General features: G+C 60.3%; 24 protein-coding genes. 17 read left to right on the top strand and 7 right to left on the bottom strand.

Annotated features, from left to right (window positions below; genetic code table 11):
* Window position 1: 1 nt before the first annotated feature.
* The gene (locus OVA07_RS12890; protein WP_268171847.1) at window positions 2-670 is read right to left on the bottom strand and encodes a hypothetical protein; all 669 of its coding nucleotides are present in this window, start codon (window positions 668-670) and stop codon (window positions 2-4) included.
* A gap of 66 nt (window positions 671-736) precedes the next feature.
* Window positions 737-1,603 (bottom strand): KPN_02809 family neutral zinc metallopeptidase, encoded by an 867-nt coding sequence (gene ypfJ / locus OVA07_RS12885; RefSeq protein WP_268171846.1) that lies wholly within the window; start codon window positions 1,601-1,603, stop codon window positions 737-739.
* Between the two features lie 95 nt (window positions 1,604-1,698).
* Between ypfJ and OVA07_RS12880 the strand changes: the two genes are divergently transcribed.
* The 5 genes from OVA07_RS12880 to OVA07_RS12860 all read left to right on the top strand — a co-directional run bounded on the left by OVA07_RS12880 (window position 1,699) and on the right by OVA07_RS12860 (window position 7,454).
* Window positions 1,699-2,484: a 3-hydroxybutyrate dehydrogenase gene (locus OVA07_RS12880; RefSeq protein ID WP_268171845.1), complete on the top strand. Its 786-nt coding sequence runs from the start codon at window positions 1,699-1,701 to the stop codon at window positions 2,482-2,484.
* A 232-nt stretch (window positions 2,485-2,716) separates the two neighbouring features.
* Window positions 2,717-4,168, top strand: a complete 1,452-nt coding sequence (locus tag OVA07_RS12875) for a M28 family metallopeptidase (RefSeq protein ID WP_268171844.1) — start codon at window positions 2,717-2,719, stop codon at window positions 4,166-4,168.
* A gap of 68 nt (window positions 4,169-4,236) precedes the next feature.
* Window positions 4,237-5,694, top strand: coding sequence for an IMP dehydrogenase (guaB, locus tag OVA07_RS12870; protein WP_268171842.1), 1,458 nt, complete (start codon window positions 4,237-4,239; stop codon window positions 5,692-5,694).
* Window positions 5,695-5,705: 11 nt separating this feature from the next.
* Window positions 5,706-6,893: an RsmB/NOP family class I SAM-dependent RNA methyltransferase gene (locus OVA07_RS12865; RefSeq protein WP_268171841.1), complete on the top strand. Its 1,188-nt coding sequence runs from the start codon at window positions 5,706-5,708 to the stop codon at window positions 6,891-6,893.
* Between the two features lie 54 nt (window positions 6,894-6,947).
* Window positions 6,948-7,454 carry a tetratricopeptide repeat protein gene (locus OVA07_RS12860; RefSeq protein ID WP_268171840.1) on the top strand — a complete coding sequence of 169 codons (507 nt, stop codon included), beginning with the start codon at window positions 6,948-6,950 and terminating at the stop codon, window positions 7,452-7,454.
* Window positions 7,455-7,500: 46 nt separating this feature from the next.
* On the opposite strand, the gene OVA07_RS12855 is transcribed toward OVA07_RS12860, so the two are convergent.
* Window positions 7,501-7,986, bottom strand: coding sequence for an RNA pyrophosphohydrolase (locus OVA07_RS12855; RefSeq protein WP_268171839.1), 486 nt, complete (start codon window positions 7,984-7,986; stop codon window positions 7,501-7,503).
* Entirely contained in the window at window positions 7,983-8,936 is a 954-nt protein-coding gene (locus OVA07_RS12850) for an alpha/beta hydrolase (protein WP_268171837.1), read from the bottom strand. Before OVA07_RS12850 ends, OVA07_RS12855 begins: the two co-directional genes overlap by 4 nt.
* A gap of 220 nt (window positions 8,937-9,156) precedes the next feature.
* Between OVA07_RS12850 and OVA07_RS12845 the strand changes: the two genes are divergently transcribed.
* The 4 genes from OVA07_RS12845 (at window position 9,157) to OVA07_RS12830 (ending at window position 14,526) form a co-directional block, all read left to right on the top strand.
* Window positions 9,157-11,040 carry a 2-oxoacid:acceptor oxidoreductase subunit alpha gene (locus tag OVA07_RS12845; protein WP_268171836.1) on the top strand — a complete coding sequence of 628 codons (1,884 nt, stop codon included), beginning with the start codon at window positions 9,157-9,159 and terminating at the stop codon, window positions 11,038-11,040.
* Between the two features lie 11 nt (window positions 11,041-11,051).
* The gene (locus OVA07_RS12840; protein WP_268171835.1) at window positions 11,052-12,104 is read left to right on the top strand and encodes a 2-oxoacid:ferredoxin oxidoreductase subunit beta; all 1,053 of its coding nucleotides are present in this window, start codon (window positions 11,052-11,054) and stop codon (window positions 12,102-12,104) included.
* A 34-nt stretch (window positions 12,105-12,138) separates the two neighbouring features.
* Entirely contained in the window at window positions 12,139-13,095 is a 957-nt protein-coding gene (locus OVA07_RS12835) for a metal-dependent hydrolase (RefSeq protein WP_268172708.1), read from the top strand.
* Between the two features lie 69 nt (window positions 13,096-13,164).
* Window positions 13,165-14,526 (top strand): cryptochrome/photolyase family protein, encoded by a 1,362-nt coding sequence (locus OVA07_RS12830; RefSeq protein WP_268171834.1) that lies wholly within the window; start codon window positions 13,165-13,167, stop codon window positions 14,524-14,526.
* Window positions 14,527-14,533: 7 nt separating this feature from the next.
* Here OVA07_RS12830 and OVA07_RS12825 read toward each other — a convergent pair whose 3' ends face one another.
* The 3 genes from OVA07_RS12825 to purF form a co-directional block, all read right to left on the bottom strand.
* A complete protein-coding gene (locus OVA07_RS12825) occupies window positions 14,534-14,881 on the bottom strand; it encodes a PilZ domain-containing protein (protein ID WP_268171833.1) in 348 nt (115 codons plus the stop codon).
* 92 nt (window positions 14,882-14,973) lie between these two features.
* Window positions 14,974-15,693, bottom strand: coding sequence for an SDR family NAD(P)-dependent oxidoreductase (locus tag OVA07_RS12820; protein ID WP_268171832.1), 720 nt, complete (start codon window positions 15,691-15,693; stop codon window positions 14,974-14,976).
* Window positions 15,694-17,187, bottom strand: coding sequence for an amidophosphoribosyltransferase (gene purF / locus OVA07_RS12815; protein ID WP_268171831.1), 1,494 nt, complete (start codon window positions 17,185-17,187; stop codon window positions 15,694-15,696). It lies immediately after the preceding gene.
* 196 nt (window positions 17,188-17,383) lie between these two features.
* Between purF and OVA07_RS12810 the strand changes: the two genes are divergently transcribed.
* The 8 genes from OVA07_RS12810 (at window position 17,384) to OVA07_RS12775 (ending at window position 26,861) form a co-directional block, all read left to right on the top strand.
* The gene (locus tag OVA07_RS12810; protein WP_268171829.1) at window positions 17,384-18,304 is read left to right on the top strand and encodes an MASE1 domain-containing protein; all 921 of its coding nucleotides are present in this window, start codon (window positions 17,384-17,386) and stop codon (window positions 18,302-18,304) included.
* A 189-nt stretch (window positions 18,305-18,493) separates the two neighbouring features.
* Window positions 18,494-19,735: a lipoprotein-releasing ABC transporter permease subunit gene (locus OVA07_RS12805; RefSeq protein ID WP_268171828.1), complete on the top strand. Its 1,242-nt coding sequence runs from the start codon at window positions 18,494-18,496 to the stop codon at window positions 19,733-19,735.
* Window positions 19,728-20,420, top strand: coding sequence for an ABC transporter ATP-binding protein (locus OVA07_RS12800; protein WP_268171827.1), 693 nt, complete (start codon window positions 19,728-19,730; stop codon window positions 20,418-20,420). Before OVA07_RS12805 ends, OVA07_RS12800 begins: the two co-directional genes overlap by 8 nt.
* A gap of 51 nt (window positions 20,421-20,471) precedes the next feature.
* Entirely contained in the window at window positions 20,472-20,735 is a 264-nt protein-coding gene (locus OVA07_RS12795; protein WP_268171826.1) for a hypothetical protein, read from the top strand.
* A gap of 108 nt (window positions 20,736-20,843) precedes the next feature.
* Window positions 20,844-21,077 carry a hypothetical protein gene (locus OVA07_RS12790; RefSeq protein WP_268171825.1) on the top strand — a complete coding sequence of 78 codons (234 nt, stop codon included), beginning with the start codon at window positions 20,844-20,846 and terminating at the stop codon, window positions 21,075-21,077.
* The gene (locus tag OVA07_RS12785) at window positions 21,074-21,562 is read left to right on the top strand and encodes a glutathione peroxidase (protein WP_268171824.1); all 489 of its coding nucleotides are present in this window, start codon (window positions 21,074-21,076) and stop codon (window positions 21,560-21,562) included. Before OVA07_RS12790 ends, OVA07_RS12785 begins: the two co-directional genes overlap by 4 nt.
* Before the next feature lie 75 nt (window positions 21,563-21,637).
* Window positions 21,638-25,228: a DNA polymerase III subunit alpha gene (gene dnaE, locus OVA07_RS12780; protein ID WP_268171823.1), complete on the top strand. Its 3,591-nt coding sequence runs from the start codon at window positions 21,638-21,640 to the stop codon at window positions 25,226-25,228.
* A 25-nt stretch (window positions 25,229-25,253) separates the two neighbouring features.
* Window positions 25,254-26,861, top strand: a complete 1,608-nt coding sequence (locus OVA07_RS12775; protein WP_268171822.1) for a long-chain fatty acid--CoA ligase — start codon at window positions 25,254-25,256, stop codon at window positions 26,859-26,861.
* Window positions 26,862-26,884: the final 23 nt, after the last annotated feature.

Here is a 26,884-nt window from a genome sequence, read left to right as displayed (position 1 = left end):
CTTAGCGGCGGGTGGGCTGGACAACCGCTTTTGATTCAAACCTTACCGGCTCACTCCCACCTTTTGCCTTATTATCGTCGGGCTTGTCCTTGCGATCCTTATCTTCTGATTTGGCAGCTTTTTCAGCAGCATCGCGTGCGGCCCACAGGCGGCTTGCGTCTTGTGGAGTTGCGACGTTAGCGGGATATTTGCACCCGCGTTGCTGGCCAACACCTTTCAGATAGGCCCGGCGCACGGATCCCGCGTAAATCGCTTCCTGCCATTTACGCTGCTGTGCGTTGGCACCGCTGATTTCGCGGATCACGCCACCAAACGGGATCAGCGATCCCACCAGCGATTTGGCGATATTGCCGACATTTACTGTGGATCGGCCGTCATCGCGGGCTACATCGATATCATCGCCCAGCACCGCATCGAGATTGGTGATGGCCGAGGAAATGGCGGCGCAACGCTTCAACCCCGCAAGGTCATAAGGCTTGTCGCGCGCCGAAACCAGCACCTCAGGAATCTCGTCCTTCTTGATGTTGAGATCGCTGAGCGGCTTGGTCACCACATCGCCTGCCGTCACCGTTTCCTGCGATACTGCTGTCTGGGCGGATGCGGGAGCGGTGGACAATGCGATTGCCGAGAGGCAAGGCATCAAAGTTGCGAACCGAAGGGCCTTGGTCATGGCGTTTGTAATCCCCTTTTGCCGGATTTACGCCACGACCCGTCTTTGGTTCCTCACAAAACGCGATCAGGCGCCGGCAAAGGTATCGCACTGGTCCTCATCGGCGGTTTCCAGCCCTTTGCGCAGCCACTGCATGCGCTGGGCCGAACTGCCGTGGGTAAAGGCTTCTTCCGCAGGGCGACGGCCAGCGGCCTTCATCAGCGCATCATCGCCAATCTGGTGCGCGGCACGCATACCTTCTTCGATATCGCCCGCTTCGATCCGGTCCCGGTTGCGCCCGGCCCACACCCCGGCATAGCAGTCTGCCTGCAGTTCCAGCTTTACCGACAACTGGTTTGCCTGACTGGGGCTGCGCTGCTGCAACTGGCGAACCTGATCGGATGTGCCCAGCGCGTTCTGGATATGATGGCCATATTCGTGCGCCATTACATAAACGCGGGCAAAGTCACCGCCAGCGCCCATCTGCTTGTCCATTTCGGTGTAGAAATCGGTGTCGATGTAAATGCCGTTGTCTGCCGGGCAATAAAACGGCCCCATTGCGCTTTGCGCCGCACCGCAGCCCGATTGGCCCGCCTGCGAATAGAACACCAACTTGGGCGTCTGGAACGGGATATTGGCCTGCCGGAATAGCGGCTCCCACGTTTTGTTCAACGATGACAGTGCGTTGCAGGTCTCGCGGCTGAATTCGTTGACTGAACAACTTTCAGCAAGCGAGGTACCGCCCTGTTGCTGTTGCGCAGGTGCCTGCATCTGTCCCTGCTGAAGCGAACCAAGCATCTGTGCTGGATCCACCCCGAACACCACAGCCGCAATCAGCGCGATGACAATGGACCCGCAACCCACTTTTCCGCCGCCGCCCATGGGGAATCGGCTACCGCCGCCACCGCGCTGGTCTTCGACATTGATGGAACTGTCGAAATCGTCGAGACGCATCGTTGATCCCTCATACCTTTTTGCGACTGGACAAGCGCGGCGGTCCCCGCGATGCCTTACGCGATCCATTCATCCTGAAACCCCGGAGTAATCGAATGTTCCTGAAGGGCAAGTGCGCGCTTGTGACCGGCTCAACTTCCGGCATCGGCCTCGCCTATGCACGGGCGCTGGCGGCTGAGGGCGCCGATGTGGTGCTCAACGGCTTTGGCGATCCGGCGGAAATTGCCAAATTGTGCGACGAACTGGGGGCAATCAGCGGGGGCAGGGCGATCTATGCCCCAGCAGATCTGACCAAGCGTGAAGGCACCGAAGCGATGATGGCGGCGGCCCTTGCCGAATTTGGCGCGGTGGACATCCTTATCAACAATGCAGGTATGCAGCACGTCGCCCCGGTGGAAGATTTCCCGGTCGAAAAGTGGGACGCGATCATCGCGCTTAACCTGACATCGGCGTTCGATGCCTGCCGTCTGGCGATTCCGGGCATGAAAGCAAAGGGCTGGGGGCGCATCATCTTTACCGCGTCGGCCCACTCGCTCACGGCATCGCCGTTCAAGGCGGCCTATGTTTCTGCCAAGCACGGCATTGCGGGGCTGGCCAAGACGCTGGCGCTGGAACTGGCGACTCATGGCGTCACGGCCAATTGCATCAGTCCCGGCTATGTCTGGACGCCGCTGGTGGAAAACCAGATTCCCGATACCATGAAGGCGCGCGGGCTTACCCGCGAACAGGTCATCAACGATGTGATGCTGGTGCGCCAGCCGACCAAGGAATTCGTTCAGCCTGAAGACCTTGCCGCGCTGGCGTTGTTCCTGTGCCGCCATGAAGCGCGCAACATTACCGGCGCAAATTATAATATGGATGGAGGTTGGGTGGCGGAATAACCCTTCCGCAAAGCAGGCTGTCCACTGGTCGCTGTAAACTTCTGTTCATCCGGCTTGCCACAATTGGGAACTTGCGTAACCCCTATGCTTTTGAGAGCAAGGGCACGCGGTCAGGCGTGTGAGGGCGGCGATGAAGCGAAACAGGGGCTGGCGCAGGGCGATAACCGGGGCAATTTGCTTCGGCGCTCTGCTGTTGGTCGCTGCAAGCCCCGTTTCGCGCAGGCCTTCTGCGTTGGAATTGGCGCTCAAGGCCCATGTCGAAACGCTGGCCAGCGATGATTTCGACGGGCGGGAACCCGGAACCGAAGGCGAAACCAAAACGCTGCGTTATCTGGCCCGGCAGTGGTTCGATATCGGGTTGGAAGCGGGCACCAACATTCCGGGCAGCGGGTGGTTTGCACCTGTCGAACTGGTGGAACGCGAACCTGTGTTGTCCCGCGCCAGCTTTCTGCGTGGGCGCAAGCGGGTAACTCTTCCCGCCGACAGCGTATTCGTGGTTACATCGGGTCTGCGCTCTCTGGTGCAGGATGCACCGCTGCTGTTCGTGGGACAAGCGATGGCGCCAACTCTGTCGCGCGCCGAACTGGCGGGTCGGGTGGCAGTCATGCTTGATAGCCTGCCCGATGGGACCGATCCTTTGCGGGGTAGCGAACGCGCCGGGAGACTGCTCGATGCCGGGGCTTTGGCGGTGCTGACTGTGTTGGATGACGAGCGGGGCCTTGAAGACGTGATCGCACGTCGTCGCCGTGCGGGCTATGCCGTCGCTGGGGACCGCATCGGTAACGAAATCGAAGCCTTCGTTTCGCCAACCACCACTGAACTGCTGTTGGCCGGAACGCCGTATGCGACACTGGCAAAGCTGCGTACCGATGCTGCGTCGTCAGCTTTTGTGCCTTATCTTTTGGGTGCTGCTGGGACGTTCGAGGCGACCAGTCGTGAAACCCGGATCAAGACGCACAATCTTATCGGCCGACTGCCAGGGCGCAATCCCGGCGCAGGCGCGGTGCTTGTGCTGGCGCACTGGGACCATTTTGGCGAATGTGCCGCAGCCCCTGCAGAAGACCTGATCTGCAATGGCGCAATCGATAATGCCAGCGGCCTTGCCGTGGTCACCGAGACGGCGCGGGCGCTGGCCAAGGGGCGCCCGCTGGAGCGCGATGTCTATTTCCTTGCCACCACGGGCGAGGAACTGGGCCTGCTGGGCGCCATTGCCTTTGCCGAAAACCCGCCAATCCCGCTTGATCGCATTGTTGCCGCTTTCAATGTCGATAGCACCGGCCTTGTTCCGGCAGGGCGCCCGGTGGGCATCGTGGGGAAGGGGATGACCCCGCTTGACCCCTTGATTGGTGAGGTCATTCGCAAGACCAAGCGAAGGCTGGCTCCGGGTGATGGAGCCAATGCCTATATCCGGCGGCAGGATAGCTGGGTGCTGATGCGGCACGATGTGCCCACGGTCATGGTCAGCAGCAGTTATGGTGACATGGAACGCATCGAACGCTTCATGGAAGACACCTATCATCGCCCGACCGATCAGGCCGGGGCGGGGATCGATTATTCCGGCATGGCTGATGACGTGCAATTGCAGGTGGAACTGGTGCGCGCCTTTGCCGATCCCAAGCGGTATCGCGTGGGCCAGATTCCGGCTCCATTGCCGGGCACGCAAAAGCGCAATCTTACCCCCTAGCCTAGCCGGTTCTTCCTGTTTACATGGGCCGCCACGAATCTACCCGGACACAGGAAGTGGCACCCAACATGGATATCCCTCTCGGCCTTACCTTTGATGACGTGTTGTTGCGTCCTGCCGAGTCGGATCTGGTGCCATCTCAGGCCAATACCAGCACCCGGTTGACCAAGGGCATTGCGCTTAACATTCCGATCTTGTCGTCTGCCATGGACACGGTGACCGAAGCTGACATGGCCATTGTCATGGCGCAGCTTGGCGGTATCGGTGTGCTCCACCGCAACCTTTCCATCGAAGAACAGTGCGCTGCGGTCCGGGCGGTGAAGCGTTTCGAAAGCGGCATGGTCGTCAATCCCATCACCATCGCGCCTGACGCGACGCTGGGTGAAGCCAATGCCATCATGCGCGCAAACAAGATCAGCGGCATTCCGGTGGTTGAAGCAACGGGTAAACTGGTGGGTATTCTCACCAATCGCGACGTGCGCTTTGCCGACAATCCGAACCAGCCGGTGCGTGAACTGATGACGCACGAAAACCTTGCAACGGTAAAGCTAGGCGCCAGCGGTGATGATGCGCGCCGCCTGTTGCACCAGCGCCGGATTGAAAAGCTGCTGGTGGTGGACGATTCGTTCCACTGCATCGGCCTTATCACGGTCAAGGACATCGAAAAGGCGGTGACATTCCCCAACGCCACCAAGGATGCCGCAGGCCGCCTGCGCGTGGCTGCTGCCACGACCGTTGGCGAAAAGGGCCTGCTGCGCACCCAGGCGCTGATCGAAGCGGAATGTGACGTGGTCATCATCGACACCGCGCACGGCCATAACCGTGACGTTGCGCGCGCTGTTGAAGCAGCGAAGAAGCTGTCCAATTCGGTGCAGGTCATCGCGGGCAATGTTGCCACCGCAGAAGCCACCCGCTCGCTGATTGACGCTGGCGCGGATGGTGTGAAGATCGGCATCGGGCCGGGTTCCATCTGCACCACCCGCATCGTTGCGGGCGTGGGCGTGCCACAGCTTACTGCGGTTATGGAATGTGCTGCGGAAGCGGAAAAGTCTGGCGTTCCGGTGATCGCCGATGGCGGCTTGCGCACGTCGGGCGATGCTGCCAAGGCGCTGGCCGCAGGCGCCAGCACGGTAATGATCGGATCGATGCTGGCCGGCACCGAAGAAGCGCCGGGCGAGACGTTCCTTTATCAAGGGCGCGCCTACAAATCCTATCGCGGAATGGGTTCGGTCGGTGCAATGGCGCGCGGCAGTGCGGATCGGTATTTCCAGCAGGATATCAAGGACCAGATGAAGCTGGTGCCCGAAGGCATCGAAGGTCAGGTGCCCTACAAGGGACCAGCCAAGGATGTGGTTCATCAACTTGTCGGCGGGATCAAGGCGGCGATGGGCTATACCGGCAGCGCCACCATCGAAGATCTGCGCAAGCGCGCCAAGTTCGTGCGCATCACTAATGCGGGCCTGCGCGAAAGCCACGTCCATGACGTGACGATCACGCGCGAGGCGCCGAACTACAAGGTTGGCTGAGACAGCGACCGGTGACTCCCTCCGCGCGCGTTCAGGCGGCGATTGACATCTTGGATGCGGTGATCGCTGCCGCGCGGGGGCAGGGCGCTTCGGCCGACAGGATCACAGCAGAATGGTTTCGGGCGCGGCGGTTCGTCGGTTCGAAGGATCGTCGCGCTATTCGTGAACTGGCATGGAGAGCGATCCGCGCCTGTGGCGAAATTCCCGAATCTGGCCGCGCGGCGATGTTGCGCGTCGGCCAGTCTGATCCGGCCATAGCCGCTCTGTTTGATGGCTCTACCTATGGTCCCGCGCCGATTCGGGCGGGCGAAACATTGGCCCAAGGCGGTATTGCTCCTGAATGGTTGGTGCAGCGCATGGTTGCATCGGGGATAGATGAGCAGGAGCAGTCGGCGCTGTTGGGCCGCGCTCCGCTCGATCTGCGGGCAAACATACTCAAGACCACGCGCGACGATTTGCGGGCGCGCTTGCCGGTAGATGCGTTGAACGTGCCTGCACCGCATGGCCTTCGCCTGCCTGCGGGCACGGCTGCGGAAACGTGGCCAGAATTTGTCGATGGCCTGTTTGAAGTGCAGGATGCGGGCAGCCAACTTGCCTGTATGGCGCTGGATGTGCAGCCGGGTGAGGCTGTGGTCGATCTGTGCGCGGGCGGTGGCGGCAAGACGCTGGCGCTTGGCGCCGCGATGGCAGGGCAGGGCGCGCTGCTCGCCTGCGATATTGACCGGGGCCGCCTGCAACGCCTGCCAGATCGCGCCACGCGTGCCGGCGTTGTGGCGGAAACCCGCCTGCTTAACCCGGGGCGCGAGGTTGAGATGCTGACCGATTGGGAGGGCAAGGCCGATGCGGTCATGGTCGATGCGCCCTGTTCGGGCACCGGCACATGGCGGCGCAACCCCGAAGCGCGCTGGCGTCTCGATCCGCGTGCGATCGAACGCTATTGCGCGATGCAGGCCAACGTCCTCGACATTGGCGCAAGGCTGGTCCGTCCGGGCGGCCGACTGACTTATGTGGTCTGTTCGCTGCTGGATGCCGAAGGGGCGGATCGGATCGATGCTTTCCTTGCGGTCAATCCGAGCTGGGAACTGGCGACGCCAGCGCTTCCTGCAGGCCGGTCGCGCGGCAAGGGCTGGCGGTTGACGCCTTTTCACGATGGGACCGACGGGTTTTTCTTCGCAACAATCGTATCGCGTGTTAACTGAAGGCTCATGCACGCCGGTACATTCAGCGATGGTTTTCGGCGGAAGGAGTTGTTGATGCGTTACGCCCCGGTTGCCCTTGCCTTGTCCCTTGTCGTTGGCATTACCGGCAGCATGGGTTCGGCACGAACGGCGGCCCCTGCCAATCCCCGCGTCGAAATGCTGCTGAAAGATGGCCGGGCGGCACTGGCCAAGGGCGATGTTATGGCTGCGACCGACAGTTTCGAAGCGGCCTTTGCTATCGACCCTGCCAGCATTCCTGCTCTTTTGGCACTGGCCGATGCCGCGCGCCGCGAAGGCATGCAGGGCAAGGCGATCCACTATTACCGCGAAGCGCTTGAGCGTGATCCCAACAATGTCGTTGCCATTTCGGGCGAAGGCGGGGCGATGGTAGAAAAGGGGGCGCTGGAGAAGGCTCGGCGCAACCTGACCCGGCTAGAAGGCCTGTGCGGCAAGGGCTGTGCCGAAACCGCAGAACTTTCCGCCGCCATTTTGCGCGGTCCCGCGCCCAAGGTCGTCTCGGCCGAAGCGATCAAGCCTGAGCCGAAGATCGAAAGTAACTGAGGCAGACACTGAGGCGCTGCCTCCGTCTGCGCGGGGGCACCCCAGATCAGATCAGGTCGCGAAATTCATCCAGCACCTGCCGGTAAACACGCTTTTTGAATGGCACGATCATTTCGGGCAGCAGTTCCGGCTCCAGCCACTTCCATTCGCAGAATTCAGCCGGTTCATGGGCGTCAAGCTGGATGTCCGTGTCTTCGCCCTTGAACCGCATCAGCAGCCATTTTTGACGCTGGCCGCGATATTTGCCGCCCCACATCTTGCCTAGCAGGAAGTCTGGCAAGTCATACAGCAGTTCCTCGCGGCTTTCGGCGATCACGGTTACGAGATCGGGAGAAACCCCGGTTTCCTCTTCCAGTTCGCGAAAGGCGGCGGGGTGCAGCTCTTCCCCGTCATCAATCCCGCCCTGCGGCATCTGCCAGGCGTCCCCTTCCTTGTTATCGATGCGCTTGCCGACGAAAACGCGGCCCGCGGCATTCACCAGCATAACGCCGACACAGGGGCGATAGGGAAGCCCGGCAAATTCCTCGTTCATTTCAACCTTTCCAGCAGCAGCCGCACGGCTGCGAAAATGGATTGCATGTCGCCCTGTGCGCTTGGGAGCGCCTTGCGTACTTGGGTAAAGCCGTGGATCGTACCCTTCATTTCAAGGAACACGACTTCTGCCCCGGCCCGGATCAGTTCCGCACCATAGACCCGTCCGCTGTCGCGAATCGGATCAAGCCCGGCGGTCACTAGCACTGTTGGCGGCGTGGTCGAATGCTCGCCATAGATGGGATAGGCGCGTTTGTGCCCGGTAATCGCGCGATAGGCATCGCCAAACCACTTCATCGTATCGGCAGTCAGCAGAAAACCGTCTGCAAAATGCAGGAAAGACTGGTGATCGGGCTTGTCATCGCTGAGCGGGTAGATTGGCACCTGCAGCACTACTGGAACCGAAGCGGGCTGCTCCACCAGCGCTTGCGTGACCACGATGGTCAGATTGCCGCCAGCCGAATCACCCATCGGGATCAGGCCGGTAATCTGGCGACCTAGTTCGGCGGAATTGTCCGCAATCCAGCGAGCTGCCGCTTCGCAATCATCGGGCGCTGCGGGGAAGGGATGTTCGGGCGCAAGCCTGTAATCCACCGCGATCACCGGCAGGTCCAGCTCTGCCGCAATTTCGGTGCAAAGGCTGTGGTGGCTGTCCAGGTCGCCGATCACAAAGCCGCCGCCGTGGAAGAATACCACCGCAGGCCCCGCCTCTCGCGTTTCGCGCAAGTCATAAAGCCGTAGCGGAATATCGCCTGCCGGGCCGGGGCAGGTCAGGTTCCGGATCACCGCAAGGTCGCGCGGGTCGGCTTCGGCCACTTGCCCCATCGCGATATAGCTGGCGCGCGCGGCTTCAAGGCCAAGTTCGCTCATCGGCGGCGCATCGGTTCCGTTCAGAAAGGCGAGGAAGGCTTGCACATCGGGTCGCACGTAGTGGGTCGGCTGATCGGTCATGACATTTCCTCGTCCCGTGATCGGATTCGTTATAAACAGATTGGTAGGTTTGTTTTTGCAACTTGACTGGCAAGGCGGTTCGGAATCAAGTCCGGCTCAAGGATTTTTCCGTTCGCGCAGTTTTTCTTCTTTGCGAACGGGGCAGGAGGGGCATAGGCGCAATCCATCAGAAGGTTGCGGCAGGGCATGGATGACCTCCATGCGCGAAGCAGAGGACAATATGGCTACACTAGTTGATGGACCGGACGCCCTGACTGGCGGCAAGGAAAGCCCCACCCCCGAAGCAGTGGTCGTGCGCTTCGCCGGTGACTCTGGCGATGGGATGCAGTTGACCGGCGGTCAGTTTACGCTGTCGACCGCGCTTGCAGGCAACGATCTTGCTACTTTCCCGGACTTTCCGGCTGAAATCCGCGCGCCGCAGGGCACGCTGTTTGGCGTTTCGGCCTTCCAGATCAACTTCGGCTCGACCGAAGTTGATACTGCGGGCGATCAGCCCGACGTGCTGGTGGCGATGAACCCGGCAGCGCTCAAAACCAATGTCGGCGCGCTGAAGGCTGGCGGCCTCATCATCGCTGACACGGGCGAATTCAACAAGCGCAACCTTGAAAAGGCGAAGTACGAGGTCAATCCGCTTGAGGATGGCAGCCTTGAAAAGTGGCAGCTTCTGGCATTCGACATTTCGGCGCTGACTCTGGAAGCGGTCAAGCCGTTCGGCCTTGGCAACAAGGAAGCGCTGCGCTGCAAGAACATGTGGACGCTAGGCCTTGCCCTGTGGATGTTCGACCGTGACCGGCAGCCTTTGATCGACTGGCTGAATGCCAAGTTCGCCAAGAACCCGGTTCTGGCGGAGGCGAACGTCGCCGCGTTGAACGCAGGCCATGCTTATGGCGAAACGGCGGAAATTTCCGGTCCACTCAAGCAGTATCACATTGCTCCGGTGGAAAGCGAACCGGGCCTGTATCGCACGGTTACCGGTGCGGAAGCCGTCAGCCTCGGCCTTGTGGCCGGTGCCCAGCTTGCTGATCTGCCGATGTTCTTTGGCGGTTATCCGATCACGCCCGCATCAGCCATTCTGCACAACCTGACCCGGTTGAAGGAATTTGGCGTCACCACCTTCCAGGCAGAAGACGAAATTGCCGCCATTGCTTCGGCCATCGGTGCAAGCTTTGCCGGGCAATTGGGTGTTACCTCGTCGTCCGGTCCTGGCATCGCGCTCAAAGGCGAAGCGATGGGCCTTGCGATCATGACCGAACTGCCTCTGGTCATCGTCAATTCGCAGCGCGGCGGCCCATCCACCGGTCTTCCGACCAAGACCGAACAATCGGACCTTTACCAAGCGGTCTATGGCCGCAACGGCGATGCGCCGATGCCGGTGATTGCCGCGCGTTCGGCGGCTGACTGCTTTGAATGCGCGATCGAGGCTTGCCGCATCGCGGTGGAATACATGACCCCGGTCATGCTGCTGACCGATGGTTACATTGCCAACGCGGCTGAACCATGGAAGGTGCCCGATCCTGCCAGCTTCACGCAGTTCCCTGCAAAGTTCCTTGAAGAAAAGAACGGCCCGAATGGCGAGCTGCTTCCATTTGCCCGCGATGAAAAGGGCGCGCGTCCGTGGATCAAGCCGGGCACGCCGGGCCTGATGCACCGCATCGGTGGCATCGAAAAGAACCCCGGCACCGGCAATATCGATTACAGCCCTGCCAGCCACCAGTCGATGACTGATGCCCGCCGGGCGAAGGTTGATGGCGTGGCCAACACCATTCCGCTGCAGGACGTGATTCTTGGCGAAACGTCAGGCAAACTGGCGGTTGTGGGTTGGGGCAGTACCTATGGCCCGATCCATCAGGCTGTCCGCCGCGCCCGCCGCAAGGGTCTGGACGTTGCGCAGATTCACGTTCGCCACGTCTGGCCGATGCCAAGCAACCTTGGTGAACTGCTGAACGGGTATGAGCGTATTCTCGTGCCTGAAATGAACACTGGCCAGTTCAAGACCGTGCTGCGCGACCAGTTCCTGGTCGACGCCCAGCCGCTCAACAAGACCAGCGGCCAGCCCTTCACCATTGCGGAAATCGAAGCCGCAATCGAAGCTGCGCTCGCATAAAGGTTACGACGATGAACGACATGACCCCGATTGCGGTGAAGACCACGCTCAAGGACTGGGAAACCGATCAGGAAGTTCGCTGGTGCCCCGGTTGCGGCGACTATGCGATCCTCAAGGCGGTGCAGCGCACCTTGCCTGAACTGGGTGCAGACCCGGCCAACACCGTGTTCGTTTCGGGCATCGGCTGCTCCAGCCGTTTCCCCTATTACGTTGAAAGCTACGGCTTCCACACCATCCATGGCCGCGCGCCTGCGTTTGCCACGGGCATCAAGCTGGCCAACCCCGGTCTTGATGTGTGGCTGGTGACGGGTGATGGCGATGGTATGTCCATCGGTGGCAACCACACGATGCACATCCTGCGTCGCAATGTGAACGTGCAGATCCTGCTGTTCAACAACGAGATTTACGGTCTGACCAAGGGTCAGTTCTCGCCGACCAGCCGCGAAGGTACCAATTCGCCCACCTCGCCGCTTGGCTCGGTTGACCGGCCAGCCCTGCCTTGCGCCTTTGCGCTGGGTTCGGGGGGGCGCTTCATCGCGCGCGCTTATGACGTGTCGAAGAATCTGCCCGGCGTGCTCAAGGCTGCCCATGCCCACAAGGGCGCGGCCTTTGTGGAAATCTTCCAGAACTGCATCGTCTATAACAAGGACCGCTTTGACGATTTTGTCGCAAAGGGCGTTGCTGACCAGAACCAGCTTTGGCTGACAGATGGTGAACCAATGCTGTTCGGGTCGGAAAAGTCTGGCGGGATCAAGGGAATCGCGCTCGACATGGATACGCTGAGCCTTAAGGTCGTCGATGTGGTTGACGGCGATTGGCAGGCTGCTGGCGTGATCGTCCATAATGTCAAGAACCGCGCCATTGCCCACATGCTGGTCGAAATGCCGTTCGGCCCGTTCCCGATGGCGCTGGGCGTGATCTATGACGATCCGCGCCCGACCTATGAAGAAACGCTGCTGGCGCAGGATGAAAAGGCTCGCGCGGGCAAGGAGGCCAATCTCGCCAAGTTGTTGGGCAAGGGCCAGACCTGGACTGTGAGCGGAACGGCCGCAGACCCGGTTTGATTCAGCGAAATAACCGACCGGCAAGGAGCGGCGTCTGGACAACCTGACCCATAGCCTTGCCGGTTGGGCGCTGGCCGAAACGGGGCTTAAGCATCGCACTCGCAAGGGCCTTGCTGCCTGCATTCTGGCAGCCAACCTGCCCGACATCGACGTGTTCTTTGGCTGGGCACCTTGGGAGCCATTGGCCACGCATCGCGGGTTCACGCACGGCGTTGTGGGCGGCGTGCTGGTGTTGCCGCCGCTGCTGGCATTGCTGTTGTGGGTGCTGGACCGGTGGCAGGTGCGGCGCGGGCGCATTGCCCAAGGGGCGCCACCGCTGCACTTTGGCTGGCTTCTGGCGCTGTCCTATCTTGGTGCGCTCACCCATCCGTTACTTGATCTGCAAACTGTTTATGCGGTGCAATTGCTGTCGCCGTTCAATTTGCGCTGGTTCCACAGCGATGGCCTGTTCATCATTTCACCGTGGTTGCTGGTCGTGCTGGGCTTGGGCGTGTGGCGATCGCGCAAGACCGTGCAGGGTGGGCCTGCGCTGAAAGCCCTGATTGCTGCGACGCTATTCATTGTCCTGAATGTTGGCATATCCGTGCAGGCGTGGAATGCACCGCGTGTCGATGCGCCCTACGCCAATCCCGACCGCATTTTCGCCGCGCCCGAACCGCTGTGGTTCTGGCGGCGCGACGTGGTGTGGCGACAACAAGGGCAGATCGTGCATGCCCGGTTTGATCCTTTGAACGGTGGCCTTGCCGATATTGGCGCTCCCATGCCCGACAATATGGCCGATCCTGATGTCCAGCGCGCCGCCACGGCCACCACTGACGTTCGCATGTTTCTGGCGTGGTCGCAGATGCCCTTTGCGAAGGTTAAGCGCCTCTCTTGCGTGGTTACGGTGACGTTCGGGGATGCCCGCTTTGCTGATCCGCGACTGGTGGGCGGATTTACCAGACAAGTCGAACTACCGGTGCAATCGGCGCTTTGCCCGTCATCTGCCTGATCGCCCCTGTCCAAAGGGGCATGTCTTGCGGGGGTGGAATCCGACGGGCGCAACCGCCACAACGACAAAATGAACGACCCCGTAATTGTTTGGCTACGCCGTGATCTTCGCCTGACCGATCAGGCCGCTTTGCTTGCTGCCGCTGCTGAAGGGCCGGTCATCCCGGTCTATGTGCTTGATGATGCAACGCCCCGGCACCGCCGGATGGGAGGCGCATCGCTTTGGTGGTTGCATCACAGTCTTGCCAGCCTTGATGCGGCCTTGCGCAAGCTGGGGTCGCGACTGATCCTGCGCCGTGGCAAGGTGCATGAGGAACTGGCCGCAATCCGGCGCGAATGCGGCGCGCGGACGGTGCATGCGCTACATCATTACGAACCTTGGTGGCGCAATGCCGAAAAGGCTGTGGCAAAGACCTTTCGCCTTGTGCTGCACGATGGCAACTATCTGGCCCCGCCGGGGTCGATAAAAACCGGGGCAGGTTTGCCATACCGTATCTACACGCCGTTCTGGCGCGCACTGGTCGAACGCATGCCGCCTTCCAGCCCGACGCCTGCGCCGGAAAGTCTTTCGGCCCCCGCACTTTGGCCGCAAAGCGACAAGCTTGGAGACTGGGGGCTGCTGCCTGAAACGCCGGATTGGGCTGGCGGTTTTCGTGCAGAATGGACTCCTGGAGAAGTTGGCGCGAAAGCGCGCTTGCAAGATTTTGCCGATCATGCCGCACGCTATGCCGAATGTCGCAACCTTCCGTCTGTCGAGGGGACATCGCGCCTTTCACCGCACTTGCATTTTGGTGAAATATCTCCGGCCACTATCTGGCATGCCGTGGCGGATGCAGGCGGTTCGGTGGACACTTTTCTGGGTGAGATTGGCTGGCGCGATTATGCCCAGAACGTCATCGCGCAGTTCCCCGACTACGGCACCCGCAATGCGCGCGATGCCTATGATTCACTGCCATGGCGGGATGACCCTGATAGCCTGAAAGCGTGGCAGCAGGGGCGCACCGGCTATCCCATCGTAGATGCCGGTATGCGCGAATTGTGGCACACTGGATGGATGCACAACCGGGTACGCATGATCGCGGCCAGCTTTCTGGTAAAGCACCTGCTAGTTGACTGGCGTCAGGGCGAACAATGGTTCTGGGATACGCTAGTCGATGCCGATTACGGATCGAACGCGGTCAACTGGCAGTGGACGGCAGGCACCGGAATTGATTCCAACATGTTCGTGCGGATCATGGCTCCGCTCACGCAGTCACCCAAATTCGATGCCGCTGGCTATATCCGTCGCTGGGTGCCAGAACTGGCGCATCTGTCGGATGACGCGATCCACGATCCGGCCATTCCGCCCCAAGGTTACCCGGCCAAAATCGTCGCCCATACCCATGCTCGCGCCCGTGCGCTTGCGGCCCATGCACAGATGAAGGCGGGCTGACGACGGCCTATCGCCGACGCAACTCGGTGCTGTGGCGGGCCAGAATATTTTCATGCACGATCGGGCTGATAAGCGTTTCGAACGCGCAGCCGACACGCCCGCTATCCCACCAGATGACGCTTGCCTGAAGCGCGGCCATTCCGGGCAGCGTCAGCCAACAGCGATTGCCCTCAAACATCCGTTGAAGTGCATTTGCGCTGAACCCGCCAAGGCCAATATCTAAAACGATGGTTTGAAAGGCGGTTCCGCCGGAAGGTCGCAGGCTGGCGGGAATGTTCAATGCCAACCTCGGTGCGCACCGGTCTTCCAGCGCGGCAAGGCCATAGCTTTGCGTGTTCCAGTCTGTGGTGCCCATCGGCAAGCGCTTTCATTCTGTCTGAATGATCCAACGCCCCATGCGTCAGAATTCATCATGCAGAATCAAGGCTAAACGTAAATGGCGACTTATCAGTTTTGGTTAACGCGCTCGCGGTGAGGGCTGGTGAAAGCTTCATCAAGCAAGCTTGCGATGCGTTCGGCCACCACTTCGGGCGGTTTCACACTGTCGGGGTTTTCGCCCGGATAGGCTTTGGCGCGCATCTTGGTGCGGGTTGCGCCCGGATCCACCACGGCAACGCGCACGGCAGATGTATTGCGCACTTCCTGACCATAGCAATCGAGCAGCACGTCAAACGCCGCCTTTGATGCGCCATAGGCCGCCCAATAAGCGCGCGGCGCTGCACCCACGCTACTGGTCACGCCGATCACGCGAGCGTCCTTGCTCCTTTTCAGCATACCGTCAAAGCCGGCCAGCAAGGCCTGCGTGGCCAGAACATTGAGCGTCAACGCGCTGTTGAATTCGCGGGCATCAATCTGCCACACTGGCGTCAGCGTGGGGAACGCAGCGGCATTGATGACCATGATATCCAACGCATCCCAGCGCCCGGAAATGGCCGTGGCCAGGCGTGCGATGCCTTCCGGTTCGGCCAGATCAACAGGTGCGATGGTGGCGCTGCCACCTGCCTCGAAAATCTCTTCTTCGATCTTTTCAAGGTCTTTTGAGGTGCGTGCAACCAGTACGACATGCGCGCCAGCAACAGCCAGAGCTTTGGCAGTTGCCGCACCAATACCCCTGCTTGCCCCGGTTACCAGCGCAACCTGCCCCTCAAAAGGGCGCTCGCTGCTCATTCAGGCCACCTTTTCAACGGCAAGCGAAAGCTGTTCGGGGTTGTCCCGTTCGGCCATGTCGGTCAGCCGGGTCGGGTATTCGCCGGTGAAACAGGCGTCGCAATACTGCGGGCAGGATTTTTTGCGTTCGGCTTCGCCAACGGCACGGTACAGCCCGTCGATGGAAACGAAAGCAAGGCTGTCGGCCTGAATGAATTCGGCCATGGCCTTCACATCCATCCTTGCAGCCAGCAATTTTGACCTTTCGGGCGTGTCGACACCATAGAAGCACGAATGTTCCGTGGGCGGGCTGGCGATGCGCATATGAACTTCGGCCGCGCCAGCTTCACGCATCATCTGCACGATTTTGAGGCTGGTGGTGCCACGCACGATCGAATCGTCGATCAGCACGATCCGCTTGCCCGCAACCAGTGCGCGGTTGGCGTTATGCTTGCGTTTGACGTCGGCATTGCGTGCGCCATCCGAAGGCTGGATGAAGGTGCGGCCAACATAGTGTGAACGGATGATGCCCAGTTCGAATGGAATGCCCGATTCCTGCGCATAGCCCAACGCCGCGGGCACGCCGCTGTCCGGCACCGGGATGACCAGATCGGCATCTGCCGGGCTTTCCATGGCGAGCTGCGCACCAATGGCCTTGCGCACTTGATAGACCGAATTGCCACCCATGATGGAATCCGGGCGGCTGAAATAGACGTGTTCGAAAATGCAGGGGCGCGCATCGGTCTTGCCGAACGGGCGATGGCTGCTGATGTTGCCGTCGAAATCGACTTGCAACAGTTCGCCCGGATCAACTTCGCGAACGAAGTCTGCGCCGACCACATCAAGCGCGACGGTTTCGCTGGCAAAGACCACCGCATCGCCCAGCTTGCCCATCACCAGCGGACGAATGCCCTGAGGGTCACGGCAGGCAATCATGCCTTCAGGCGTCTGGCAGATCAGCGAATAGGCGCCTTCGATAAGGCGTAGCGCATCGACGAACCGGTCCAGCAGTGTAGGATATCGGCTTGTTGCGACAAGGTGAATGATGACCTCGGTGTCCGAGGTCGACTGGAAGATCGCCCCCTTGCGCACCAGATCGCGCTTCAGGAACATCGCATTCGAGATGTTGCCATTGTGTGCGATGGAGAAGCCGCCGGACGCCAGGTCGGCAAACAGCGGCTGCACATTGCGCAGACCAGCGCCACCGGTGGTGGAATAGCGGACATGGCCCGAAGCCATCATGCCGGGCAGCTCTGCCAGTGCCGAAGGGCTTGAGAAGTTCGCCGCGACATGGCCGATGCCCTTGCGCGAAAAGAATTCCTGCCCATCAAAGCTGGTGATGCCAACGGCCTCCTGCCCGCGATGTTGCAGGGCATGAAGACCCTGCGCCACCGTCACAGCCGCGTCACGCGCGCCGAGTACGCCAAAAATGCCGCACTCTTCGTGAAGCTTGTCATCATCGCCTGCGCTGATGTCCCAGGGCGTGCGGTCGAAAATTTCGTTATGTGAAGTCATGGGTCCCATGAACTCGCGTGGGCGCAAAAGCGCCGGCCAATGCTGGCGCCCAAATGGCGACCTTTGCACGTTATGGCAAGTGCAAGCTGCCATATGCTGAATGGGTATGCCTCGGCGGCCTGATTTACCTGTGTTCCCTTCTGTAAAATATTAACCATTGCCGTTCATATATGGCCAAATGCGCATCGGCCGTCAGTTGTCCTCACCGCTCTTTGTCGCCATTGCGTTCTTCGCCGTTGCGACACTCACGGTAAGCTTTGCCCGCTTTAGCGGAGGGGTGGCCATGGTCTGGCTAGCCGGAGCCTTGCTGGCGGGGCGTCTTACCGATGTTCCAGAGCGTCGCTGGGGGCCGTGGCTGGTGCTATGTGGATTGGCCAGCGTTATGGCTACCGGCTTTTTCGGGATCGGGTGGGCGGCTTCTGTGCCTCTGGCGATTATCAATATCGCAGAAGCGGCGGGCGCTGCGTTTATCTGGCGGCGGATCACTCGCGCATTTTGGCCGGACGAAACGCTGGAATGGTTGGTGTCGTTTTATATCGGTATCGGTCTTACCCTTCCGCTGCTGTCGGGCGGTAGTGCAGCGCTGGTGGCATGGCTTACGAACGGTCTGCCGCCGATGGAAAACTTCACCCACTGGATTATCGGGCATTCGCTGGGCATGATTGCTTGTTTGCCGCTGTTCCGGTTCTTTTTCTGGCGGATGTCGCGCGGGCGCAGCTTTCTACCCAGCGCTGATCGCTGGCCATTGGCAATCTTGATGTTCGGCACGTTTTCGCTGCTGACGATCGCGGTGTTCCTGCTGGACATGCGGGCATTGCTGGTTTTTCCGCTGCTGTTCATCGTGGTGGGCGCCGCCGTTCTCGAACAGTCGATCATCGCTTTATTGCCAGTGTTGCTAATTGCCATCGGTGGAACGATGACTGCGCTTGAATTTGGCCCCATCGCCGTGATGGACTTCGAGTATGGCGACCGGATGCAGTTCTTCGAGCTTTACGTGGCTGTTGCTGTGCTGGGGGCACTGCCGGTTTCGATCGAGCGGCAGCGCCGCATGATCGAGCTGCGCCAGATGCGCCAACGTATTGCAAAACTCGAAGAACAGGGCGCTTCGGCTTATTGATGCCGTTTTGCGCCGACGATTGCCTTTCGTGGAACCGCATGAAGCCATTGCCGTTTAGGCGCGGGCAACGTAAATCGCATGCGTTGCCCATATCGGTTCCCAATCTTGGCCAGCTCCAATGCTGGGCTGCCAGCCAAAGGAACCGGTGCCTGCCTTGGTCCCAAAGGCCCATATCCAAAGGTTTGCTGCTTGATCCTGTCTCCGTTCGAATGGACCATCGCCAAGCGCTACATGCTGCCGGGGCGCGGGGAAGCGTTCATCGCGCTTGTCGCCGGCATCAGCCTTGTCGCGGTCATGCTTGGCGTTGCTGCGCTGGTCATCGTGATGAGCGTGATGAACGGTTTTCGCGCCGAACTGCTCGACAAGATCGTGGGCCTGAACGGCCATGCCATCATTCAGGCTTATGGGGGTAGACTGGATAACTGGCAGGATATCCTCAAGCGCGTGCAGGCAACGCCCGGCGTCACGCACGCCTCGCCATTGATCGAACAGCCGCTGCTGGCCAGTTTCAACGGGCGGGTTGAGGCTATTCTGGTGCGCGGCAACACTGATGGCGATCTCAAGCGTCTTGAAGACAAGCGTGTCGATGGCGTGATTGCTTCGCTCCGGCCCGGTGCCAACAATGTCGCACTAGGGTCGCGGCTTGCGCAAAATCTGGGGGCGCGAGTGGGTGATTCGATCACGATCATCAATCCGCAAGGCCGGTCCACCCCGTTCGGCACTGTCCCGCGCGAAATCGCCTATACCGTCTCGGCGGTGTTCGAAGTGGGCGTCTATGACTACGATCAGGCCTATGTCGTCATGCCCATTGCTGACGCGCAGACGTTGCTGCTGACTGGCGATACCATCGGCATGATCGAGGTGACCACCAGCAACGCAGACACGGTGATGGAAACGCTTGGCCCGATCAAGCAGCAGTTGGAAGGACAGGCCGTAGTCACCGACTGGAAGACGATCAACGCCAGCCTGTTCGAGGCATTGGCAGTCGAACGTGTCGCCATGTTCATCGTGCTGTCGATCATCGTGCTGGTGGCGGTGTTCAACATCCTGTCGTCGCTCATCATGCTGGTCCGCGCCAAAACCCGCGACATCGCCATTCTGCGCACAATGGGCGCCACACGGCGCAGTCTGCTCAAGATTTTCGTGACCATCGGCTTCGTTATCGGGGCAATGGGCACCCTGTCAGGGCTGGGGCTGGGCTTTGTGTTCCTGTTTTTCCGCCAGCCTATCGTCAACGCCATCCAGTTCGTCACAGGGCAGAACCTGTGGGACCCCTCGATCCGGTTCCTGACCGAACTGCCCAGCCGGTCTGACCCGGTAGAGATCGCCACGATCAGCGTGATGGCCCTTCTTTTCAGCTTCCTTGCCACGCTTTACCCCGCGCTTAAGGCTGCGAGCACGGACCCGGTGCAGGTGCTGCGTTATGAATAACTCTCCCGTTACCAGCTCGCCCGTTGTCCGCCTGCGTGAACTGCGTCGTTCCTTCAGTCAGGGTGGGGTCACCATTGACGTCCTGCGCGGGGTGAACCTCGAAATTCGGCCCGGAGAAATTGTCGCCCTGCTTGGGCCGTCGGGGTCCGGCAAGTCCACTATGCTTCAGGCCATCGGTCTGCTTGAAGGCGGGTTTTCCGGGCTTATCGAGATTGCAGGCACGGATGCATCAAAGCTTTCGGGTGATGATCGCACTGCCTTGCGCCGCGATCATCTGGGCTTTGTCTATCAGTTCCATCACTTGCTGCCCGATTTCAACGCGATCGAAAATGTCGTCCTGCCGCAGCTTGTGGCCGGAACTGACCGGGTAGAAGCAGAGGCGCGCGCCTCCGAACTGCTGACGGCGCTTGGCCTTGGCAAACGGCTTGACCATCGCCCCAGCCAGCTTTCAGGTGGTGAGCAACAGCGTGTTGCCGTGGCGCGTGCGCTGGCCAACCGGCCCGAAATGGTGCTGGCGGATGAACCCACCGGCAATCTGGATGAAAGCACGGCAGATCGGGTGCTGGAAGAGTTTCTCAAGCTTGTGCGCGGCGAAGGAAGTTCGGCGTTGATCGCTACACACAACGAACGCCTGGCCAGCCGGATGGATCGTGTCGTGCGGCTGCATGAAGGCGTGCTGGAATAGGGATACCTTCGCCTTCTGGCGCGTTTTGTCGGGCAGAAGGAGATCGTAACCATGAACACCACGATCCGCGCTGAGGCGGCGAACGCCACTGCTTTCTGGACAGACCATGCCACCGTTCTGCGCCGCGAGGCTGCTGATGGTGTATTCCACGGTTTTGCTTCGCTTCATTCCGGTAGCTTTGCCGATATGGTGCGTCTTGTCGCCCGGATGCCCGAATTCGAACGCGCCACGCTGGTCATCGAAAAGGCGGGTGATCGCCAGTATTCTGCAGCCGAGATTGTCCGTCTGGCTACCCGCGCAGATTTCCCTGCCTGATCGCCTGCCGATCGTTCCGCCTGACCATTCGTCCTGATCTGTCGCATTTGCCCGGTTGAACCTCTCCCCCAGTCGTGCGACGCTTCGTTCAACCAAGGGGGAGAGGTCATGTCTGCGCTTGATTGGAACGCCGAAGCCACGTTGCACGAACGCGATGATGCAGGCTCGGAAATGCAGTATAATTTCAGCGTATTGAAAAAGGCCCCCTTGCGCGATCTGGTGGCTGAAGTGGCGGCTATGGATGCAGCTCAGCGTGCGCGTCTGGTGATAGACGTTGCCGGCGGAACCTCGCTTAACGTGGGTGAAATTCTTGCCCTTGCTGCGAAAGAGGGTCTGGCATGAACAGTCCTGCCACCATCGCCGATTTCAGCGTGAAGCTGCCCAACGGCGAAACCATCGACCTTGCGGGTAAGCAGGGCAAAGTCCTGCTGGTAGTGAACACCGCGTCCAAATGCGGCTTTACCCCGCAATACGATGGTCTTGAAAAGCTGTGGCAGGACTATGGCGACAAAGGCTTCGAAGTTCTTGCCTTTCCCTGCAACCAGTTTGGCGGGCAAGAACCCGGCACAGCCGATGAAATCGAAAGCTTCTGCAAGGTCAACTTCGGCCTCAGCTTCCCGCTCATGGCCAAGATTGATGTCAACGGGTCTAGCGCCGATCCGCTCTTTGACTGGCTCAAGAAAGAAGCGCCGGGCGTGCTGGGCACCAAGGGTATCAAATGGAACTTTACCAAGTTCCTGATTGATCGCACCGGCAAAGTGGTGCGCCGCTATGCCCCAACCGACAAGCCGGAAAGCATCGCCAAGGACATCGAAAAGCTGCTCTGATTCGGGGCAATCAGGTCAGGGGAAAAAAAGGCTGCACCTCTCGAAAGAAGGCGGCCTTTTCCTTACCTTCCCGCCATGCCTCACGCCGCTTTCGTTCCGCTTCGCATCTTCTCGTCCTACACCATGCTCGACGGCGCGGTGGACCCAAAGGCGATTGCCAAGACCGCGGCGGAACGTGGTTTTCCCGCCGCGGCCATTACGGATCGCAACGGGCTGTATGGCAGTGTCGCCTATGCCAAGGCGTGCAAGGACATGGGCGTGCAGCCGGTTATTGGCACCATGCTGGCAGTGGCGCGGCCTGATCGGGAAGGGGCGGCTACCGGGTTCGGCCCTGCTGCGCCTACTATTGATTGGCTGGCGCTCTATGCGCAGGATACCGCCGGGTATGACAATCTCTGCCATCTTGTCAGCCGCGCCCACCTTGATCGCCCGTTGGAATTCGCGCCCCACGTCGTTCTGGCCGATCTGGTCGGTCACACTGACGGGTTGATCTGCCTGACCGCCGCTGCCGAAGGCGCAATGGCCCGCTTGTTCGCTGGTGGCCAGACCAGCGCCGCGCATGCCTATGCCGACCGGTTGCAGGAACTCTTTCCCAATCGCCTTTACATCGAAATCGCGCGCAGCAACGACCCGGTCGAGGATGCTTCCGAAGCAGCACTGATCGACCTTGCCTATGCCCGCGATCTGCCGCTGGTCGCCACCAATCCCGCCTGTTTTGCCGAACGCACGTTTTATGAAGCGCACGACGCCATGTTGTGCATCGCCAGTTCCACCCATGTCGACAGCACCGACCGCCCCCGTTCCAGCCGAGAATGGTGGATCAAACCCGCCCCGGTTATGGAGGAATTGTTCAAGGATTTGCCCGAAGCACTGGCCAACACGTTGGTCGTGGCACAGCGTTGCGCGGTGATGCCACCCAAGCGCAAGCCAATCCTGCCCAGCCTTGCCGGCGATCAGGAAGGCGAAGCACGGATGTGCGCCGAAGACAGCCGCAAGGGTCTCGTCTTGCGGCTTCAGCCCTACTATCCTGAAGTCGCCCACGCTGAACTTTCGCGCCTGCTGTGCCTTGGCCCCGACGCCGAACCCGACGCAGGCGACTATCCGCAGCTGGTCGAAGCGGGCGTGTGGGACGAAGTGCTGGAATATCGCCAGCGCTGCGAGTTCGAGATCGCCATCATCAACCGCATGGGATTTGGCGGTTACTTCCTGATCGTGGCCGACTTCATCAAATGGGCCAAGGATCAAGGCATCCCCGTGGGGCCGGGGCGCGGGTCGGGCGCAGGGTCACTGGTGGCGTGGGCGCTGACCATCACCGACCTCGATCCGATCAAGCTGGGCCTGCTGTTCGAACGCTTCCTCAATCCGGAACGTGTGTCGATGCCCGACTTCGATATCGACTTCTGCGAAACCCGGCGCGGTGAAGTGATCCGCTATGTTCAGCGCAAATATGGGCTGGACCACGTCGCGCAGATCATCACCTTTGGTAAGCTCAAGGCGCGCGCAGTGCTGCGCGATACCGGCCGCATCCTGCAGATGAGTTATGGCCAGACCGACCGCTTGTGCAAGATGGTGCCCAACCATCCGACCGACCCTTGGCCGCTGCCGCGTGCGCTGAATGGCGTGGTCGAACTGAAGCGCGAATATGACCGTGATCCGGACGTCAAACGCCTGATCGACCTTGCCATGCAGCTGGAAGGCTTGCCGCGCAACAGCTCTACCCACGCAGCTGGCGTGGTCATTGGTGACCGCCCGCTGGCGCAGCTGGTGCCGCTGTACCGCGATCCCCGTTCTGACATGCCGGTCACGCAGTTCGACATGAAGCATGTCGAAGATGCCGGACTGGTCAAATTCGACTTTCTCGGCCTCAAAACCCTGTCGGTGCTGCGCAAGGCGGTGGATCTGATGGGCAAGCGTGGGATCGAGATCGATCTTTCCACGCTCGCCTGGGATGATGAGCAGACCTATAAGCTGCTGCAATCGGGCGATACCGTGGGCGTGTTCCAGTTGGAATCCGAAGGTATGCGGCGCACGCTGGCGGCGGTGAAGCCGACCAATTTTGGCGACATCATCGCGCTCGTCTCGCTCTACCGCCCCGGCCCGATGGACAATATTCCGTTGTTTGGCCGTCGTAAAAATGGCTTGGAAGCGATTGAATATCCCCATGAAAAGCTGGAGGGTATTCTGTCGGAAACATATGGCATCTTCGTCTATCAGGAACAGGTCATGCAGGCCGCGCAGATCCTTGCCGGATACTCGCTCGGCGACGCAGACCTTCTGCGCCGCGCGATGGGCAAAAAGGTGCAGGCCGAAATGGATGCCCAGCGTCAGCGATTTGTCGACGGGTGCCGCGAAATGTCAGGTATTGCTGCGCCCAAGGCCAACGAACTGTTCGATTTGATCGACAAGTTTGCAGGCTACGGTTTCAATAAATCGCACGCTGCGGCCTATGCGCTGCTTGCCTATCAGACCGCGTGGCTGAAAACACACTACCCACACGAATTCTACGCCGCCGCCATGTGCTTTGATATGCACCAGTCGGAAAAGCTGTCGGTCTTTGTCGATGACATGCGCCGCAATGGGGTGGCGCTGGCCGGGCCGGACATCAACCATTCGGTTGCGGAATTCACGGTTGAACGCACCGACGATGGCTATGCCGTGCGCTATGCGCTGGCGGGCCTGCGCAACGTGGGCGAAAAGGCTATGGAACAGATCGTCGAGGAACGCGAGGCCAACGGCCCGTTCACCTCACTGGATGATCTGTTTCGCCGCATTCCGGCCGGATCGATGAACCGCCGCCAATTGGAAGCCCTTGCCGCCGGGGGGGCGCTTGATTGCCTTGAACCCAACCGCGCGCAGATAATTGCCAATGGTGATTTGCTGATGGCGGTGGCCGATGAAGCCGCACGGTCGCGCACATCGGGGCAGGGCGGTCTGTTCGGGGGCGATGACCATGCCGTACCTGCCACGCGCCTTGCAGAAACCAAGCCGTGGAGTCGGGCTGACCAGATGGCGGCAGAGCGCGAGAACTTCGGCTTCTATTTCGCCGCGCATCCGGTGGAGGAATACCGTGCAGTCGCCTCGGCCAATGGCGCCCGGACTTATGGCAGCCTGATGACCGGTGGTGGAGAGCCGGGGGGCCGTTCCGGAGCGGTCATGGCGGCGCTGGTCGAAGGTGTGCAGAAACGCAAGACTAAGCGCGGCAAGGATTTTGTCATGGCCGATTTCTCCGACAGTTCGGGGCTGTTTTCAGCCTCGTGTTTCGAAGAAAGCCTTGTCGAACCATTTCTGCAATGGGCGCGTGAGGGCACCTGCGTCCTGCTCAATGTCGAACTAGACCGGCCTAATCCTGATGAACCGCCGCGCGTTACAGTGCGTGGCGGGCGTCCGCTGGCCTCGGTCACCAGCGCGTCACGGATGGTGCTGAAGCTGGATGTCAGCAAGCCCGAAGCTATCACCGAACTTGCCATGCTGCTGCCACGCGAGGAGGGCGGGAAGGGTGAAGTGCTGGCCCGTCTGCGCACCGGCGGGCTGAAAGAGCCGCTGATCCGGCTTGGCAATGATTTCAAACTGGACAGCGACTTAATCGAACGATTGATTCCTATAGAAGGGCTTGCCAATGTGGCCCTGACCGCAAGAGCCGAACGGCATCTGCGGCTGGTCGAGTAACAAGAACAACTGGAGAGGTTCGAACATGCAGCATCTGGGCGCGATGCAGGACTGGAAGCTGCGGGTAACCCATCTGATCGATCATGCGGCCCGCGAACACGGCAGCCGCGAAATCGTCAGCCGCTGGGCCGATGGTAGCGAAACTCGCACCAACTGGGCTGGTATCCGTCATGATGCTCTGCGCATGACCCAGGCCCTGCGCAAGCTGGGAGTGCAACCGGGGGATCGGATCGCCACGCTGGCCATGAATCATCACCGCCATCTGGTAAGCTGGTATGGTGCGGTCGGTGTTGGCGGGGTTCTCCATACGCTGAACCCGCGCCTGTTCGACGACCAGCTCGATTACATCGTCAACCACGCAGAAGACCGCGTGATGCTGTTCGACAAGTTGTGGGCGCCCATTGTCGAACGCATGAAGCCCCGCTGGCCGACGGTTGAACACTACATCTGCTTTGACAGCAGCGAACCCGCTCCACATTTCGAAGACTGGATCGATGCAGAGGACGGGCAGACCGAATGGGCGGACGGTGATGAGCGGGATCCCTGCATGCTGTGCTACACCAGCGGCACGACCGGTAATCCCAAGGGTGTTCTCTACGAACATCGGTCCACCATGCTTCACGCCATTTCCGCGCTTAGCCCGGTGGTGTTCGGCATGGATACCCGGTCGGTCATGTTGCCGATCGTGCCGATGTTCCATGCGGCCAGTTGGGGGCTTCCGTGGGCTGGCGCGGCAGCGGGGGCAAAATTTGTCTATTCCGCGGTCAATGATGGCGCGGTGTTGTGCGATCTGATGAACCGCGAAAAGGTGACATGTTCGGCCGGGGTGCCCACCGTCTGGCTGGCACTGCTACAGCATGTCGATGCTACAGGCGGTGAAATTCCGTTAAGCCTCAGCACTGTAGTCTGCGGCGGTTCGGCTATGCCGCGTGCGATGATCGAGCGTTTCATGGCGCGCGGCATCCGCATAGCCCATGCCTGGGGGATGACCGAAACGTCGCCCATCGGCACATCGGGGGCGGAAACGTGGAACTGGGATGATCTGTCGTTTGACGAACAGGTTTCGGTCAAGGCGATGCAGGGCCGACCGCCGTTTGGCGTGGAAATCCGCTGTGTCGATCTGGGCGATTACACCAGGGTTCTGCCGCGCGATGGCGTGTCATCCGGCGCGCTTCAGGTGCGCGGCCCGTGGGTGGTAAAGCGTTATTTCAAAGCGGAAAAAGACGCGGTGGATGCGGACCAGTGGTTCGATACCGGCGATGTCGGAGTGATCCATCCCGATGGCACCCTGCAACTGACAGACCGCACCAAAGATGTCATCAAGTCTGGCGGGGAGTGGATCAGTTCGGTCGAGCTTGAGAACGCTGCCGTCGGACATCCGGCTGTGGCCGAGGCTGCGGCCATCGGAATTTATCATCCCAAATGGGATGAGCGGCCTTTGCTGGTGGTGGTGAAGAAGCCGGGTGAGGAGATTTCGGAGGGCGAAATGCGTGCCTATCTGCAACAGCACGTCGCCAAGTGGTGGGTGCCTGATGCAGTGGCCTTTGTGGATCAAATCCCCCACACAGGCACCGGAAAAATAAGCAAAAAAGACCTGCGAGAACAGTTCCGGGACTATGTTTGGGCGGGGTGACCTGAACGACACCTAAAGATACA

The sequence above is a fragment of the Novosphingobium sp. SL115 genome, from assembly GCF_026672515.1.
In the GTDB taxonomy this organism is placed as follows: domain Bacteria; phylum Pseudomonadota; class Alphaproteobacteria; order Sphingomonadales; family Sphingomonadaceae; genus Novosphingobium.
The sequence above is the reverse complement of the archived record's forward strand: the minus strand, read 5'-3'. Positions and strand labels throughout refer to the sequence as shown.

What these genes read in the sequence shown, in the direction of transcription:
- OVA07_RS12890 (WP_268171847.1), bottom strand. Translation starts at nt 670, where the DNA reads ATGACCAAGGCCCTTCGGTTCGCAACTTTGATGCCTTGCCTCTCGGCA.
- ypfJ (WP_268171846.1), bottom strand. Translation starts at nt 1,603, where the DNA reads ATGCGTCTCGACGATTTCGACAGTTCCATCAATGTCGAAGACCAGCGC.
- OVA07_RS12880 (WP_268171845.1), top strand. Translation starts at nt 1,699, where the DNA reads ATGTTCCTGAAGGGCAAGTGCGCGCTTGTGACCGGCTCAACTTCCGGC.
- guaB (WP_268171842.1), top strand. Translation starts at nt 4,237, where the DNA reads ATGGATATCCCTCTCGGCCTTACCTTTGATGACGTGTTGTTGCGTCCT.
- OVA07_RS12860 (WP_268171840.1), top strand. Translation starts at nt 6,948, where the DNA reads ATGCGTTACGCCCCGGTTGCCCTTGCCTTGTCCCTTGTCGTTGGCATT.
- OVA07_RS12855 (WP_268171839.1), bottom strand. Translation starts at nt 7,986, where the DNA reads ATGAACGAGGAATTTGCCGGGCTTCCCTATCGCCCCTGTGTCGGCGTT.
- OVA07_RS12850 (WP_268171837.1), bottom strand. Translation starts at nt 8,936, where the DNA reads ATGACCGATCAGCCGACCCACTACGTGCGACCCGATGTGCAAGCCTTC.
- OVA07_RS12845 (WP_268171836.1), top strand. Translation starts at nt 9,157, where the DNA reads ATGGCTACACTAGTTGATGGACCGGACGCCCTGACTGGCGGCAAGGAA.
- OVA07_RS12840 (WP_268171835.1), top strand. Translation starts at nt 11,052, where the DNA reads ATGAACGACATGACCCCGATTGCGGTGAAGACCACGCTCAAGGACTGG.
- OVA07_RS12830 (WP_268171834.1), top strand. Translation starts at nt 13,165, where the DNA reads ATGAACGACCCCGTAATTGTTTGGCTACGCCGTGATCTTCGCCTGACC.
- OVA07_RS12825 (WP_268171833.1), bottom strand. Translation starts at nt 14,881, where the DNA reads ATGGGCACCACAGACTGGAACACGCAAAGCTATGGCCTTGCCGCGCTG.
- OVA07_RS12820 (WP_268171832.1), bottom strand. Translation starts at nt 15,693, where the DNA reads ATGAGCAGCGAGCGCCCTTTTGAGGGGCAGGTTGCGCTGGTAACCGGG.
- purF (WP_268171831.1), bottom strand. Translation starts at nt 17,187, where the DNA reads ATGACTTCACATAACGAAATTTTCGACCGCACGCCCTGGGACATCAGC.
- OVA07_RS12800 (WP_268171827.1), top strand. Translation starts at nt 19,728, where the DNA reads ATGAATAACTCTCCCGTTACCAGCTCGCCCGTTGTCCGCCTGCGTGAA.
- OVA07_RS12795 (WP_268171826.1), top strand. Translation starts at nt 20,472, where the DNA reads ATGAACACCACGATCCGCGCTGAGGCGGCGAACGCCACTGCTTTCTGG.
- OVA07_RS12790 (WP_268171825.1), top strand. Translation starts at nt 20,844, where the DNA reads ATGTCTGCGCTTGATTGGAACGCCGAAGCCACGTTGCACGAACGCGAT.
- OVA07_RS12785 (WP_268171824.1), top strand. Translation starts at nt 21,074, where the DNA reads ATGAACAGTCCTGCCACCATCGCCGATTTCAGCGTGAAGCTGCCCAAC.
- dnaE (WP_268171823.1), top strand. Translation starts at nt 21,638, where the DNA reads ATGCCTCACGCCGCTTTCGTTCCGCTTCGCATCTTCTCGTCCTACACC.
- OVA07_RS12775 (WP_268171822.1), top strand. Translation starts at nt 25,254, where the DNA reads ATGCAGCATCTGGGCGCGATGCAGGACTGGAAGCTGCGGGTAACCCAT.